Annotated in this window: 11 protein-coding genes, 8 tRNA genes and 2 rRNA genes; 20 read left to right on the top strand and 1 reads right to left on the bottom strand. The window is 34.3% G+C overall.

The window, feature by feature from the left end; genetic code table 4:
* Positions 1–38 precede the first annotated feature (38 nt).
* The 17 genes from AB5V95_RS01655 (at position 39) to AB5V95_RS01575 (ending at position 12,263) form a co-directional block, all read left to right on the top strand.
* The gene (locus AB5V95_RS01655; protein ID WP_369085681.1) at positions 39–1,082 is read left to right on the top strand and encodes a DNA-directed RNA polymerase subunit alpha; all 1,044 of its coding nucleotides are present in this window, start codon (positions 39–41) and stop codon (positions 1,080–1,082) included.
* On the top strand, positions 1,082–1,447 hold the full coding sequence (gene rplQ / locus AB5V95_RS01650; RefSeq protein WP_369085680.1) for a 50S ribosomal protein L17: 366 nt from the start codon (positions 1,082–1,084) through the stop codon (positions 1,445–1,447). Before AB5V95_RS01655 ends, rplQ begins: the two co-directional genes overlap by 1 nt.
* A 52-nt stretch (positions 1,448–1,499) precedes the next feature.
* On the top strand, positions 1,500–1,697 hold the full coding sequence (gene rpmF, locus AB5V95_RS01645; RefSeq protein WP_027122869.1) for a 50S ribosomal protein L32: 198 nt from the start codon (positions 1,500–1,502) through the stop codon (positions 1,695–1,697).
* Between the two features lie 258 nt (positions 1,698–1,955).
* Positions 1,956–3,481: ribosomal RNA gene (locus AB5V95_RS01640) — 16S ribosomal RNA — on the top strand.
* 190 nt (positions 3,482–3,671) lie between these two features.
* A 23S ribosomal RNA gene (locus AB5V95_RS01635) occupies positions 3,672–6,571 on the top strand.
* Together the 16S and 23S rRNA genes form the textbook arrangement of a ribosomal RNA operon.
* A gap of 135 nt (positions 6,572–6,706) precedes the next feature.
* Positions 6,707–7,492, top strand: coding sequence for a tRNA1(Val) (adenine(37)-N6)-methyltransferase (locus tag AB5V95_RS01630; protein WP_369085679.1), 786 nt, complete (start codon positions 6,707–6,709; stop codon positions 7,490–7,492).
* Position 7,493: 1 nt separating this feature from the next.
* Positions 7,494–9,041 carry a methionine--tRNA ligase gene (gene metG, locus AB5V95_RS01625; protein ID WP_369085678.1) on the top strand — a complete coding sequence of 516 codons (1,548 nt, stop codon included), beginning with the start codon at positions 7,494–7,496 and terminating at the stop codon, positions 9,039–9,041.
* 306 nt (positions 9,042–9,347) lie between these two features.
* Entirely contained in the window at positions 9,348–10,616 is a 1,269-nt protein-coding gene (gene obgE, locus AB5V95_RS01620; RefSeq protein WP_369085677.1) for a GTPase ObgE, read from the top strand.
* A gap of 71 nt (positions 10,617–10,687) precedes the next feature.
* Positions 10,688–10,764 (top strand) — tRNA-Pro (locus AB5V95_RS01615).
* Between the two features lie 5 nt (positions 10,765–10,769).
* A tRNA-Ala gene (locus tag AB5V95_RS01610) sits at positions 10,770–10,846 on the top strand.
* A gap of 4 nt (positions 10,847–10,850) precedes the next feature.
* A tRNA-Met gene (locus tag AB5V95_RS01605) sits at positions 10,851–10,927 on the top strand.
* Between the two features lie 25 nt (positions 10,928–10,952).
* A tRNA-Ile gene (locus AB5V95_RS01600) sits at positions 10,953–11,028 on the top strand.
* Positions 11,029–11,030: 2 nt separating this feature from the next.
* Positions 11,031–11,121: transfer RNA gene (locus AB5V95_RS01595), tRNA-Ser, on the top strand.
* Positions 11,122–11,126: 5 nt separating this feature from the next.
* Positions 11,127–11,202, top strand: a tRNA-Met gene (locus tag AB5V95_RS01590).
* Between the two features lies 1 nt (position 11,203).
* Positions 11,204–11,280, top strand: a tRNA-Asp gene (locus tag AB5V95_RS01585).
* 1 nt (position 11,281) lies between these two features.
* Positions 11,282–11,357, top strand: a tRNA-Phe gene (locus AB5V95_RS01580).
* A 105-nt stretch (positions 11,358–11,462) separates the two neighbouring features.
* Positions 11,463–12,263 (top strand): PQ-loop domain-containing transporter, encoded by an 801-nt coding sequence (locus AB5V95_RS01575; protein ID WP_369085676.1) that lies wholly within the window; start codon positions 11,463–11,465, stop codon positions 12,261–12,263.
* A 44-nt stretch (positions 12,264–12,307) separates the two neighbouring features.
* Here AB5V95_RS01575 and AB5V95_RS01570 read toward each other — a convergent pair whose 3' ends face one another.
* Entirely contained in the window at positions 12,308–12,646 is a 339-nt protein-coding gene (locus AB5V95_RS01570; protein ID WP_027122645.1) for a YigZ family protein, read from the bottom strand.
* 40 nt (positions 12,647–12,686) lie between these two features.
* On the opposite strand from AB5V95_RS01570, the gene AB5V95_RS01565 reads away from it, so the two are divergent.
* From AB5V95_RS01565 to AB5V95_RS01555, 3 genes are read left to right on the top strand one after another with little or no spacing between them, the layout of a single operon-like run.
* Entirely contained in the window at positions 12,687–13,592 is a 906-nt protein-coding gene (locus AB5V95_RS01565) for an RluA family pseudouridine synthase (RefSeq protein ID WP_027122644.1), read from the top strand.
* 57 nt (positions 13,593–13,649) lie between these two features.
* A complete protein-coding gene (locus AB5V95_RS01560; protein WP_369085675.1) occupies positions 13,650–14,576 on the top strand; it encodes a hypothetical protein in 927 nt (308 codons plus the stop codon).
* Complete coding sequence (locus AB5V95_RS01555) at positions 14,554–15,663, top strand: hypothetical protein (RefSeq protein WP_369085674.1); 1,110 nt, start codon at positions 14,554–14,556, stop codon at positions 15,661–15,663. Before AB5V95_RS01560 ends, AB5V95_RS01555 begins: the two co-directional genes overlap by 23 nt.
* The last annotated feature ends 55 nt before the right edge of the window (positions 15,664–15,718 follow it).

The following is a 15,718-nucleotide window of genomic DNA, read 5'->3' as shown; positions in this document are numbered from 1 at the left end:
CAAACTAAGAAATAAAAATATTTAAGGAGAAGACAAGTATGGAAAAAATCCAAAAAATAACATACAAAGAATTAGTAGCTGAAAAGACAAATGACTTTAATACAACATTTGTTATCGAACCTTTAATGAGAGGTTTTGGTAACACTATTGGAACCGTAATTAGAAGAACTTTATTATCTTCAATTACATCAGTGGCTCCATTTGCAATTAAAATTAATAACGTTGAGCATGAGTTCCAAACAATTAGTGGTATTAGAGAAGATGCGATTACTTTAGTTGCAAATATTAGAAAAATTCGTTTCGTTTATAAACCAGAATTATTTGGCAAAGATAATTTATTTAAAGTTTCTTTTAAAGCAAATGAAGAAGGCGAAGTTTTCGCAAGTCAAATCGAGTCACAAGGTTTGGAAATTGTTAACAAAGATCAATACATAGCTACCATTTCAAAAGGTGGTTCGCTAGAATTTGATTTATTCTTGCGTTCAGGGCGTGGATATATTGATTTTGAAGAAAATAAATCGATTATCTCAGAATATGGTCCAAAATTAGAAAGTAAGATTAAAAAAGGTCAATTTTTAGCAATCGATTCAGATTTTAGCCCTGTTAAAAAATGTGGCATTTCTGTTGAAGACTTAAATAGCTCTTCAAAAACTATCGAAGAACGTTTAAAAATCCACGTTGAAACAGATGGTACAATACAATCAAAAGAAGCTTTAGAACAAGCGGCAAAGATTATTGTTGCACACTTCCAAATTATCGGTAATTTCGACGCTTTAGAAACAATTCAATTATTTGAAGAAAATAAAGAAACAAAAGACAAAACACCAAAAATGTCAGTTTCAATTGAAAAACTAAACTTGACTATTAGATCATTGAATGCCTTAAAACGTTCAGGATATAATACTGTTGATGAAATTATGAAATTAAGCGACGAAGAATTATCTAATATTAAAAACTTAGGTAAAAAATCAGTTCAAGATATTATTGATAGAAGAAAAGAATGAACTTCTAAAGAAGAAAATATCGAAACTGAAGGCGAAGAAGAAGTTAAATCAGATACTAATGAAGAAGGAGAAGAATAATGGCAAATCCAAAACAACTATTTCGCAGAAATACTGAATGATGAAACCATGTGGAGAGATCATTAGTTACTGATCTATTAATTCACGGTCAAGTAAAAACTACATTAGAAAGAGCTAAGAGAATTAGATCTAATGCAGAAAAAATGATTACTTTAGGTAAAAAGAACACTTTAGCAACTCGTAGACAAGCAGCAAAATTTTTAAGACTAATCCCTTCAAATGTACAAGGTAAAGACTCATTACAATATTTATTTGATGTAGTAGCACCAAAATATCAATCACGTAATGGTGGTTACACAAGAATTATTAAAGTTCAAAATCGTCAAGGTGACAACGCTAAGATGGCTATTATCCAATTAGTTTAGTAATCTAGTTAATAAATCACGAATTAGACAATTATAACAAAAGGAGATAAAAATGGCAGTAGTTCCAAAGAGAAAAACCTCTAAACAAAGAAAACATTTAAGAAGAAGTCACCACGCATTAACAGCAGCAACTTTAGTTGAATGTAAACAATGTAACCAACAAATAATTCCACATCAAGCATGTAAATACTGTGGTTTTTACAAAGGCGAAAAAGTATTAAAGAACGCTTTAAACGATAAAATCAAATAGTATAAACCAAATTATCGAAGATCCCGCGAATAATCAGCGGGATTTTTTAATTTAGCTTGTTTTTTTATTTAATAATCTTTTAAAAAATGGCTTAAAGTAATGCTTTAAAATATTTTTTATAAAAATTGTTACACAATTAAAAAAATGTGTATAATACTAAATGTACCTTTTGAGTGTACGAGATAGTTCTTTGAAAACTGGATACGAATACCATAACGTCAATTTTAATAATTTACAAAAAATCATAAACCAATCAACTTATTTAAGAGTTTGATCCTGGCTCAGGATGAACGCTGGCTGTGTGCCTAATACATGCATGTCGAGCGAGGTTTCTTTCGGGAAACCTAGCGGCGAATGGGTGAGTAACACGTACTTAATCTGCCCTTCAGATTGGAATACCCAATGGAAACATTGGCTAATGCCGGATACGCATGGAATCGCATGATTCCGTTGTGAAAGGGGCCTTTAAAGCCCCGCTGAAGGATGAGGGTGCGGAACATTAGTTAGTTGGTAGGGTAATGGCCTACCAAGACTATGATGTTTAGCCGGGTCGAGAGACTGAACGGCCACATTGGGACTGAGATACGGCCCAAACTCCTACGGGAGGCAGCAGTAGGGAATATTCCACAATGAGCGAAAGCTTGATGGAGCGACACAGCGTGCACGATGAAGGTCTTCGGATTGTAAAGTGCTGTTATAAGGGAAGAACACTCAGAGGAGGAAATGCCTTTGAGCTGACGGTACCTTGTCAGAAAGCGATGGCTAACTATGTGCCAGCAGCCGCGGTAATACATAGGTCGCAAGCGTTATCCGGAATTATTGGGCGTAAAGCGTTCGTAGGCTGTTTATTAAGTCTGGAGTCAAATCCCGGGGCTCAACCCCGGCTCGCTTTGGATACTGATAAACTAGAGTTAGATAGAGGTAAGCGGAATTCCATGTGAAGCGGTGAAATGCGTAGATATATGGAAGAACACCAAAGGCGAAGGCAGCTTACTGGGTCTATACTGACGCTGAGGGACGAAAGCGTGGGGAGCAAACAGGATTAGATACCCTGGTAGTCCACGCCGTAAACGATGATCATTAGTCGGTGGAGAGTTCACTGACGCAGCTAACGCATTAAATGATCCGCCTGAGTAGTATGCTCGCAAGAGTGAAACTTAAAGGAATTGACGGGGACCCGCACAAGCGGTGGAGCATGTGGTTTAATTTGAAGATACACGGAGAACCTTACCCACTCTTGACATCTTCCGCAAAGCTATAGAGATATAGTGGAGGTTAACGGAATGACAGATGGTGCATGGTTGTCGTCAGCTCGTGTCGTGAGATGTTTGGTCAAGTCCTGCAACGAGCGCAACCCCTATCTTTAGTTACTAACGAGTCATGTCGAGGACTCTAGAGATACTGCCCGGGTAACCGGGAGGAAGGTGGGGATGACGTCAAATCATCATGCCTCTTACGAGTGGGGCTACACACGTGCTACAATGGTCGGTACAAAGAGAAGCAATATGGCGACATGGAGCAAATCTCAAAAAGCCGATCTCAGTTCGGATTGGAGTCTGCAATTCGACTCCATGAAGTCGGAATCGCTAGTAATCGCAGATCAGCTATGCTGCGGTGAATACGTTCTCGGGTCTTGTACACACCGCCCGTCACACCATGGGAGCTGGTAATACCCAAAGTCGGTTTGCTAACCTCGGAGGCGACCGCCTAAGGTAGGACTGGTGACTGGGGTGAAGTCGTAACAAGGTATCCCTACGAGAACGTGGGGATGGATCACCTCCTTTCTACGGAGTACACTTAGTTATGGAATAATATTTGTATCCAGTTTTGAGAGATTTATCTCTCTACTTGTTCTTTGAAAACTGAATATCGACATTGATATATTAATTAATATTTCAAAGTTTAGATCAACCTATAGAATATTTATAAAAGACAACAATAGGTCATACAACAAATCAAATATAACGAAACAACTATTAAACAAGATAAGAGTTTTTGGTGGATGCCTTGGGTCTGGAAGTCGATGAAGGACGTGATTACCTGCGATAAGCCTCGGTTAGCTGGAAATAAGCTGTTATCCGGGGATTTCCGAATGGGGAAACCTAATTGAGCTAATCCTCAATTATCATATCGATGAATTCATAGTCGAATGAAGAGACACGCTGTGAATTGAAACATCTCAGTAGCAGCAGGAAGAGAAAATAAAGAATGATTCCCTCAGTAGTGGCGAGCGAACGGGGAAGAGCCTAAACCAACACATGTTGTTGGGGTTGTAGGACTACTTACATGAAGTTAAAAAATTTACGTATAGCAGAATAAGTTGGAACGCTTAAACATAGAGGGTGAAATTCCCGTAAGCGAAATGCGTAAATCTTCAAGTAGCATCCTGAGTAGGGCGGGGCACGTGAAACCCTGTCTGAATCCGCCGGGACCACCCGGTAAGGCTAAATACTAACCAGACACCGATAGTGAACTAGTACCGTGAGGGAAAGGTGAAAAGAACCCCGGGAGGGGAGTGAAATAGATTCTGAAACCAATTACTTACAGTTAGTCAGAGCCCGTTAATGGGTGATGGCGTACATCTTGCAGAATGGACCGGCGAGTTATGTCAGCATGCGAGGTTAAGTGGATTAAAGCGAAGCCGTAGAGAAATCGAGTCTGAATAGGGCGCTTTAGTATGTTGATATAGACCCGAAACCAGGTGATCTACCCATGAGCAGGTTGAAACTTAGGTAACACTAAGTGGAGGACCGAACCGTAGTACGCTAAAAAGTGCCCGGATGACTTGTGGGTAGGGGTGAAATTCCAATCGAACTTGGAGATAGCTGGTTCTCTCCGAAATAGCTTTAGGGCTAGCGTGTAGTGTTAAGTGATGGGGGTAGAGCACTGAATATGGAATGGCGGCGCCTAGCCGTACTGACTATAATCAAACTCCGAATACTATCATGTATTACTATGCAGTCGGTACATCGGTGATAACGTCGATGCACGCGAGGGGAACAACCCAGATCGTCAGCTAAGGTCCCAAAATTGTGTTAAGTCAGAAAGGTTGTGGAGTTTCTTAAACAGCTAGGATGTTGGCTTAGAAGCAGCCACCGTTTAAAGAGTGCGTAATAGCTCACTAGTCGAGAGACTCTGTGCCGATAATTCAACGGGAGTAAAACACAATACCGAAGCTACGGGCATGAAAATGCGTTAGGAGAGCGTTGTAAGGGCGTTGAAGCTAGACCGTGAGGACTGGTGGAGCGCTTACAAGTGAGAATGCCGGTATGAGTAACGATTCAGAGTGAGAATCTCTGACGCCTATTGGGGAAGGTTTCCTGGGCAAGGTTCGTCCACCCAGGGTTAGTCGGGTCCTAAGACGAGGCCGAAAGGCGTAGCCGATGGACAACAGGTTAATATTCCTGTACTTTCTATGAATGTGATGGAGTGACGGGGGAGGATAGTACTACCACTTATTGGATTGTGGGGTAAATAATGACTGGGTCGTGCAGGCAAATCCACACGGCGTAACCGGGAGTTATGATGCATAGTGAAATGGCGACAAAGTAGCGAATTGGATGATTCCATACCTCTTAAAAAAGCTTCTAACTTAAGTTCATGGAAACCCGTACCGAGAACGGACACACGTCCCCAAGATGAGTATTCTAAGGCGAGCGAGAAAACTATTGTCAAGGAACTCTGCAAATTCATCCCGTAAGTTCGCAAGAAGGGATGCCCACCCTAAAAAGTGGGCCGCAGTGAATAGTAAGGGGGAACTGTTTATCAAAAACACAGCTCTATGCTAAATCGTAAGATGATGTATATGGGGTGACTCCTGCCCAGTGCCCGAAGGTTAAGCAAAGGTGTTAGCTTATGCGAAGCATTGATGTGAAGCCCGGGTGAACGGCGGCCGTAACTATAACGGTCCTAAGGTAGCGAAATTCCTTGTCGGCTAAATACTGACCTGCACGAAAGGAGTAATTATCTCTTAACTGTCTCGACAATAGACTCGGTGAAATTATGGTTCCGGCGAAGACGCCGGAGACCCGCATCTAGACGAAAAGACCCCGTGGAGCTTTACTATAACTTCATATTGGAGTTTGATTTAACATGTGTAGGATAGGTGGGAGACTGTGATGCTTGGACGCTAGTCTAAGTGGAGTCGCCGTTGAAATACCACCCTTGTTACGTTGAACTTCTAACTTGTACCCGTCATCCGGGTAGAGGACAGTGTGTGGTGGGTAGTTTGACTGGGGCGGTCGCCTCCTAAAGGGTAACGGAGGCGTTCAAAGTTACACTCAATACGGTCAGAAACCGTATCTTAGAGCATAAAGGTAGAAGTGTGATTGACTGCGAGACCTACAAGTCGAGCAGGTGCGAAAGCAGGACTTAGTGATCCGGCGGTTCTTCGTGGAAAGGCCGTCGCTCAACGGATAAAAGCTACCCCGGGGATAACAGGCTTATCTTTCCCAAGAGATCACATCGACGGGAAGGTTTGGCACCTCGATGTCGGCTCATCGCATCCTGGAGCTGGAGTCGGTTCCAAGGGTTGGGCTGTTCGCCCATTAAAGCGGTACGCGAGCTGGGTTCAAAACGTCGTGAGACAGTTTGGTTCCTATCTGATGTGGGCGTTGGAATATTGATGAGAGCTACTCTTAGTACGAGAGGACCGGAGTGGACGCACCGATGGTGTGCCAGTTGTTTCGCCAGAAGCATAGCTGGGTAGCCAAGTGCGGCAGGGATAACCGCTGAAAGCATCTAAGCGGGAAGCCCCCTCAAAGATGAGTATTCCCTTTTAAATTCCTTATAGACTATGAGGTTGATAGGCTGGAGGTGTAAGTGCAGTAATGCATTCAGCTGACCAGTACTAATAAATTGATAGGTTTAATAGTGAATTCTATAGATAAAGTTAATCTAAATTAAAGTCGTATTCAGTTTTCAGAGAACAAAATATAGCCATTTGGCTATTTTTTTATATTTAAAAATATATAATTAATAAGATTAATTATTAATTAGAAAGGGCTAACATGAAAAAAGGTGTAATCAAAAATAATTTAGGTTATTCCGGCGATCTTTTTGTTTATCAAGACAAAGAAATGTTTAATTATTCGGTTGACACAATTTTATTAGGAAATTTTGTTTCGTTAAATCGAAAAGTTAAAAATATATTAGAAGTCGGTACTAATAACGGCGCCTTGTCAATTTTTATGGCGGCTCGTTCAAAAAAAATTAACATTGATGCAATTGAAATACAAACCAAAGCAGTTGAATTAGCAAATAAAAATGTTAAATTAAATAATTTAGAAAATCAAATTAATATTATTGAAGCTGATTTTAAATCATGGGCTAATGAATATGCCTATAAATGCGGCAATAAATTGGCAAAAAAATTTGATAGCATTGTAGCAAATCCTCCATATTATAACGAAAACTTTAATCAGGTGCGGATGTCGGGCACACACGAACAAAAATTAGCAACACATGAAATTAATTTAAATTTAGAACAACTTATTTCATTATCTTCAAAAATCATTGAACAAAAAGGTTATTTGACCATTGTTTTACCAATGGCGAGATATGTGGATTTAATTTGTTTATTAAGAAAATATAACTTTGAGCCAAAAAGAATTCAAATAGTTTATCCTAGAGTTAGCTCGCTACCAAAATTTTGCTTAGTAGAAGCGAGATTTAATTCTGGCTGAGGAACATACTACGAACCTAATTTATATTTACATTATGATGATCTAAATGATCATAGTTATCGTGAAGAAATTAAAAAACTTTATATTCCTATTAAGGTTAAAGGAGAATAATATGCAGAAGAAAACTTTTTACATTACAACACCGATTTATTATCCTAGTGGTAATTTACATATTGGACATTTATTAACAACAACATTAGCTTGAGTTTATAGCAACTATAAAAAACAACAAGGCTATGAAACATTATTTAGTACAGGTATTGATGAACACGGTCAAAAAATACAAAAGAAAGCAATTGAATCTAATTTAGATCCACAAACTTATGTTGACAATCAAGCAGAAAAATTCAAAGATTTATGAAAACTACTTGACATTAAATATGATGTTTTTTCTAGAACAACTAATAAACATCATGAAAAAGCCGTTGCTTTAGTATTTGACAAAATGCTTAAAAAAGGTTATATTTATAAAGCGAAGTATGAAGGATGATATTCAATATCTGATGAAGAGTTTTTAACGCCTAGCCAAGCAGTTGTTAAAGACAATAAATTTTATCACCCTGTATCAGGGCAAGAACTTCAACACGTAGAAGAAGAAAGTTACTTTTTTAATATGTCGAAGTTTACCCCATGAATAAAACAATATTTTGAAACTAGCGGCGATTTTCTAACTAATCGTTCAACTGAAAAAGAATTATTGAATAATTTTATTGATAAAGGATTGGATGATTTATCAGTTACTCGTGTTTCATTTGATTGAGGAATTAAATTGAATCAATATAATGACGAACGTTTGCATGTTATTTATGTTTGATTAGATGCTCTGTTTAGTTATTTGACGGGAATTGGTTATTTAAATGATAATGATGACCAATATAATAAATTTTGACTAAATGGAGATGAAAGGGTTCATGTCTTGGCTCGTGAAATCAGCCGCTTTCATGCAATATATTGACCAATATTTTTACACTCATTAGACCTTAAATTACCAACCAAGGAAGTAATTCATTCATGAATTATTACACCTGAAGGTAAGATGTCAAAATCTAAGGGCAATGTAGTTGACCCTATTCCATTAATTCAAACTTACGGAGCTGAAGAAATTAAATACTTCTTTAGTTCACAAGTTAATATTGATAGTGACTTTACATTTAGCTATGATTTACTAGTCAATGTTTTAAATGCCGATTTATCTAATAACTTTGGTAATTTATTGAATAGAACCGTTAAGATGGTCAACCAATCATTTGCAAACGGAACTAAATATGACAAAACTAATTTATTAGAAATAGATACAAAAATTTTAGAAGAAATTAACCAAGCTTATCAAGAATATTGCGAAGCATTAGACAATTTTAAAGCTGATAAAGCCTTGAAGCGTGCAATTGAATTTTCTAAACACTTAAATGAATATATTGATAAAAATGAACCTTGAAAATTAAAAGATAATTTATCAAGATTGAATGTTGTTTTAAACACTTTATTGCAAGGTATATACGCAATTAATTTTATGCTATCTATCGTTATGCCAAATAAATGTGCAAAGATTTTTGAATTTTTAGCACAAGAAAACATTGATGCATCTCAGTTAACTAATTTTGAAAAATTTGATAATAAGATTTTAGATGTAAAAGAAATTTTATTTCCAAGAATTAAATAATCTTTTAACAACTTGCTTGTTTGATATATAATTAGCTTGAAATAATAAACTAAATAAATATATCAAACAAAGGAGAATTACATATGTCATGTAAAACAGAATGCAACTGCAGTTGCAAAAAAATGTTAGAATGCACAACATGTTCAGTTAAAAAAGCTGAATTAGAAAAAGCTATCGCTGAAGGAAAATGCATTTGTGGCGATACATGCGCAAGCAAATGCGAATAATAAAAATCAACTAAAAATTTGTTATTTTAAACCAGAATAATTTTCTGGTTTTTTATTTTAAAATGCTAAAATTAGTATTATGAAATTTATTGATGAAGTTAATGTATATGTACAGGGCGGAAAAGGCGGCGATGGTATTATCAGTTTTAGACGTGAAGCTAACGTAGATAAAGGTGGACCAGACGGCGGCGATGGCGGTAATGGTGGTAATGTTTATTTCCAAGGTGATCCTGGGCAAAATACTCTTTTACCATTCTACTATCAAAATAAAATTATTGCTGAACCCGGAGAAAATGGTAAACCTAAAAACGCTTTTGGTGCCAATGGTAAGGATTTAATTGTTAAAGTTCCGTTGGGTACCATGGTTTATTTAGATAATAAACTTGTTGCTGATGTCATTAGTGAAGAAAAATATCTAATTGCTAGAGGTGGTAAAGGTGGTAAAGGTAATCCACGTTTTAAATCAAGCCGTAACACCGCTCCAAGAATTTGCGAAAATGGTACACAAGGCGAAAAATTTGATTTTCATCTTGTTTTAAAAGTTCTTGCTGACGTTGGGTTTGTTGGAAAACCAAGTGCTGGTAAAAGTAGTTTATTATCACAAATATCTAATGCCAAACCTAAAATTGCCGATTATGATTTTACAACCCTAGTTCCACAACTAGGTTTAGTTAAGTTTTATGAAAATAGCTTTGTAGTTGCTGATTTACCTGGATTGATTGAAAAAGCTCATGAAGGTCGGGGACTGGGTATTCAATTTTTAAAACATATTGAACGTTGCAAAGTTATTGCTCACATTATTGATTTTGGTTCTATCGAAAAAAATCCTGTTGAGGACTATCAAATTATTAATAATGAACTAAAAAATTATAATTTAAAATTAGAAAAACTTCCTCAAGTGGTTATTGCTAATAAAAATGATCTAGAAGCTTTTGAATTGCATAAAGAAGAATTTTTAAAAGTTTATCCAGATGTTAAATTGATTGATTACTCAGCTTTATTAGAAGATAATTTAGACGAAATTAAAAAGGCACTATGAAATTCTTTAGAACTAGCTAAAAAAGAATTGGTTGAAATACCAGAAGAAAAAGAAGTTGTTGTCATTACGTTAAATAAAAAACCAATTGAAATTACTAAATTAAATGCAGATACTTGAGAAATATCAGGTGATGATGTTTATGAAGTTTATGAGAAAATTCCGGTTATTTCATTAGATAACTTATGAAGGTTTAATGCTAAATTAAAAGCGCTTGGAGTTTTCGATTTAATTAAAGATAGCGGCGTAAATGATGGCGATACAATCAAAATTCGTGACTACGAATTTGTGTGAAATTCTGACGAATTTTAAAATTAATTTTTTTTTGAAATATTTTAAAAAAATTATATATAATAATTAAGCATTCGTTGTTAATGTAGTGTGGAGAAGTAGCTCAGCTTGGTAGAGCACTTGACTTGGGCTCAAGCGGTCGCAGGTTCGAATCCTGTCTTCTTCACCATTTATGGGGGGGTAGCTCACCTGGCCAGAGCGCCTGCCTTGCACGCAGGAGGTAGAGGGTTCGAGTCCCTTCCTCTCCACCATTATGGCACTGTAGCTCAGTTGGTTAGAGCGTCCGGTTCATACCCGGAAGGTCAAGAGTTCGACTCTCTTCGGTGCTACCAAATGAAAATCGGCCTAACAAGCTTTGGACCCATAGCTCAATGGTTAGAGCAACCGGCTCATAACCGGTCGGTTACAGGTTCGAGTCCTGTTGGGTCCACCAATGGGCAATTACCCAAGAGGCTGAAGGGAGCAGTCTTGAAAACTGCCAGGGGCTTCACGGCCCGCGGGGGTTCAAATCCCTCATTGCCCGCCATATATAGCGGAGTAGAGCAGTCGGCAGCTCGTTGGGCTCATAACCCAAAGGTCATTGGTTCGAATCCAATCTCCGCAACCACGGTCCAGTGGTAAAGTGGTTTAATACGCTTCCCTGTCACGGAAGAGATCGCGGGTTCAATTCCCGTCTGGACCGCCATGGCTCTGTAGCTCAGTTGGTAGAGCAACGGACTGAAGCTCCGTGTGTCGCTGGTTCGATTCCTGCCGGAGCCACCATTTCAGAAATGACTAACACCTTAGGGTGTTTTTTTATCTTATTTTTAGCATAAAATATATAAAAAACGACTGGCTTTTAATAAAATAAAGTATAATTTACGCATTATGGAAATAGCAATTCAAATTTTCGGGATACTAGGCGCCCTAACAACAATAAGCTTAGGTTTCCCTCAATTATTAAGATTGAGAAAAACTAAAGACACAGGAAAAGTAAACTTCGTTTCATTTTGAATTTTCTTTGCTGGTATTTTAGCTTGATTGGTATTTGGAGTATTTAATTCAAATGAAAGCGGATGATATGTTTTTATTGCTAACTTTATTTGTATAGCTGTATATTCATTCACTATGTTTTATTTATACTACTATTACAAGGATAAAAAGAAAGGTCAATTAAGAAACGCAGTGATCGGAATTGTAATAGGTGATTTATTTGCCTTAGCATTGTTTGGTGTATTTGCAGTTACTGTATATCAAAAAATTCACACTGGTAAATTTTATCCTGAACAAGGCGGATTAATTCCAACATTTAATGGTCAAGCTTCATTAGCAGTTGGTTTAATTGTTCCTGCATTTACAACATTGGCATTTATGCCTCAATTGATTATTTCTTTAAAGAAAAAGAATTTCAAAGGTTTAACCCCATGAATGCCATTACTTTTCTTAATTAACAATACATGATGAATTACTTTCTTCGTATTAAATATTGTTAATGCTCAAAGAACTCAAGATGTTAAACTTTTAGCTGGTATGCCAAGCTTTATCGGTGGATTAGTATGACAAATAATTTCAACTATTGTTTATACTATTCAGTTTGGTTTTATTCTTAACTCTGAATTAAAAGAAAAGAAAATGCAAAAAAGAAATGAACATAATCCTAGTTCATTAAATACAACAACATTAAATTAATTTTATAAGTAATACTAAAATCATGTCCATAGTGACATGATTTTTTATTCAAATAATGAAGCTGCAGCTTTTATAAAAGCGCGATCTAGGCCGGACGCACCCAGCTTAATTCCTCCATAATATCTAACAATAAAAATTGCTTTATTTTCACATTTTTTAATTTCTAAGATATTATAAATTTTTCTTCCTCCGCATGGTTCACCATCATTATTAAAACCACCGCTAATTTTGTTATTTTCTTTTAATAAATAAGCGTATACAATATGAGCTGATTTTTTATGTTCAACTTTTAAATTATTAAAAATTACTTTGATATCTTCTTTATTTTTAATATCAAAAATATAAGGCACAAATTTAGATTTTTTTATTTCTATAATTTTCATATATTTTATTATAAATGATTATTTTGTTATAATTTAGCTTATGCTAAAACTTACTGTAAAATATGCTGAACGTATTGATAAATACATTGCAAATAATAGTGAAATTACAAGAAACGATATTCAAACATTAATTGATGAAGGAGCAGTTTTTGTTAATGGTGTAAAAATCAATAAAAATAAATATATAGTTAAAGAAAATGACGAAATTGAAGTTATTAAATTGTTAGATAAACAAACTAGTGTAGAAAGTCAAAATATTCCATTAGATATTATTTATGAATGTGATGATTATTTAATTATTAATAAACCGTCAGGCATGGTTGTACATCCTGCTCCTGGTCATCATGAAAATACTTTAGTTAATGCCTTAATGTATCACTTTAAAAATAATTTAAGTAATGTTAATGGTTTATTAAGATTGGGTATTGTGCATAGAATTGATAAAGATACTAGTGGATTATTATTAGTTGCTAAAAATAATAAAGCTCATAATTATTTTGCTTCTTTATTAAAACAACACGAAATTAAAAGAACTTATTATGCGATTTGCGATAATAAAATTCCAAACAAAATTTTACATTTAGACTTGCCAATTGGACGTGATTCGAAAAACCGTCAAAAGTTTGCGGTTACTGAACAAAATTCAAAAAATGCTTACACAATAGTTGAAGTTTTAAAATACCTAGAAATTAATGGCAAAGACAAAACACTTGTTAAATGTAATTTAAAAACAGGTAGAACTCACCAAATTAGAGTGCATTTAAATTATATTAAGCACCCAGTGTATGGTGATCCAATTTACAATAAAACAGTTGATGACTTTAATCAAAGACTACATGCTAAGGAAATGGAATTCATTGACTTACATGGCAATAAAATGCATTTTGAAGCACCATTGCCTCAAATTATGGAACAAGAAATTCAACTGGAAAAAACAAATAATTAATATTATTAATTACTTTAAAATATAATTTATATATTAAATAATAAAACGGAGGTGAATATGTATTCAATCGACTTATCAAAATATAATTCGGCAGAAGAATTATTTAATGAAAATAAGAAAAAATACTTAATTTGATGAATATTGTTTACGGCATTTTTAGGCTTAATTTTATTCATTCAATATGCAGCTATTATTGAACAATTAGTGAATAAAGATAATTATATTAATGGCTATCAATCAGAAATTGCAAAAGAAAACTTGAAAATTACAGCTTATTCAGTTTATAACAACGTAATAATTGGCTTTACTGCATGAGTTGCTATATTCTCAGCTATATACATATGACATATTTTTTCATTTGTAAAAGCGTATAACAAAAAAGATTATTCTCAATATTCTTTTGTTTTGACCGGAATCTTTTTATTTGCTATTATTTTTCAAGTATTAACATTAGTTTTTTCAGGTGCTTCATATTTCAAATTTTCACATTGAGATATAAGCAAAATATTAAAAAGCATATCAACATTAATATATATTATTGTTTATTTTGCAGTGTTTATTCAATGCAATAAAACAATCAAGATATTTAGAGCGTTGAAAATTGACTTGATGCAAAGAAATATTCAAAACGATCCATACTATCAAATGTTTCAAAACATTATGGGTGGAAACTTTTCACAGATGAAACAAAGTGAAGAACAAATCAAAAAATCATTCAATTCAACATCAGATATTCAAAACGCAGAATTCAATTCTGCAATGTTAGCTAAAGAATTGCCAAGTAAAAGTGAATATCGTTCAAAACTTGAATTATTAGATCATGAACAATTAATTACAATGGCAGAAAAATTAAATATTTTTGGATCTAGAGATTTAACTAAAGAGCAGTTAGTAGATAAAATTGCTTCAATTTTTGAAGAAAGAACAATTCAAAAAGAAGTTAAAGAAGATAAAAAAGAAGATGATGGTGAAAAAAATGATTAATTTTTCAGAACAAGCACAAGCTAGTGTTAATAAAAGTTCTAATCAGTACCTTATTTGATCATTATTGGGAATTGCGTTTATTGTAATTTCACTATACATGAGTATTAGATTTATTATTAACTTTAGAAGAAGTATTAAAAAAACCAAAGAATTATTAGCTAATGATTTAAAAATTAAATATGTTCAAGGTTTTAATTTAAAAGGCAATGCAACAACAAATTACATTTTAACTAATATTTTTTATGTTTCAATTGCTATTATGGCGGCAATTTTATTAGCTAAAGTAATGAAAAACCCTGATACAAAACTTAGTTATGAAGCATTTTTTATCGCTATTCTAGGATTTTCTGTGTCTTCGATGATTATTAGTAACATTTTAGTTTTAGTTATTTATTTAAAATCATTTAATCAAATACAGTATAAAAACAGCAATAAAAATCTTTCTATTGCTTTAAATCAATTAAAAGAAGAAGAAAAATATAATTCAGAATATCCGGCTGAAATAAAATTAGATATTAAAAAAATGGAAGAAAATAATCCTTTAGCACCTCGTGTATTAGCTAATTTCGTTTCTTTTTATAATAAAATGGAATCTAAAACACTAACGAAAAGATATAAAGAATATTTAAATCAATTATTTAAAATTAAATTCTTTTTAGAATCATTAAATGTTATTGAAGAGCAAAAAGAAGAAGAAGCTAAAATTTTAGACATGGTATCACAATCAAATTCTGATAAAGAACTGAATAAAGTTGAAAAAGAAATTGCTTGAATGAATAAAATGGATCAAAAAGTTAAAATTATCAAAGAAACTGATGATATGCCAAAAATGAGCAAAAAAGAGTTTAATAAAAAATATGAAGAATATTTATACACAGTAAGGTCACAGGACCCTATGTATCAACAAGTTCAAAAAAATGCGTGATTAACTTATCGTGATGGCGACATTGAAGATTTATTTTATAATCCAACCTCACTTGTTATTTACACATTAGATAATGGAACGACTGTTTTAGAAAAAGAAATATCTGAATTTTTAAAAGAATATAAAAATATTTTAAAAAGTAAATTTTTACAAACTTTATAATGAAAACTCCGTTACGGAGTTTTTTTAATTTATAATATGAATTATTAGGAGATAA

Source organism: Metamycoplasma spumans (assembly GCF_041026625.1).
Taxonomy (GTDB): Bacteria; Bacillota_I; Bacilli_A; order Mycoplasmatales; family Metamycoplasmataceae; genus Metamycoplasma; species Metamycoplasma spumans.
Note: the sequence above shows the minus strand (reverse complement) of the source record. Positions and strands in the feature narration are given on the sequence as shown.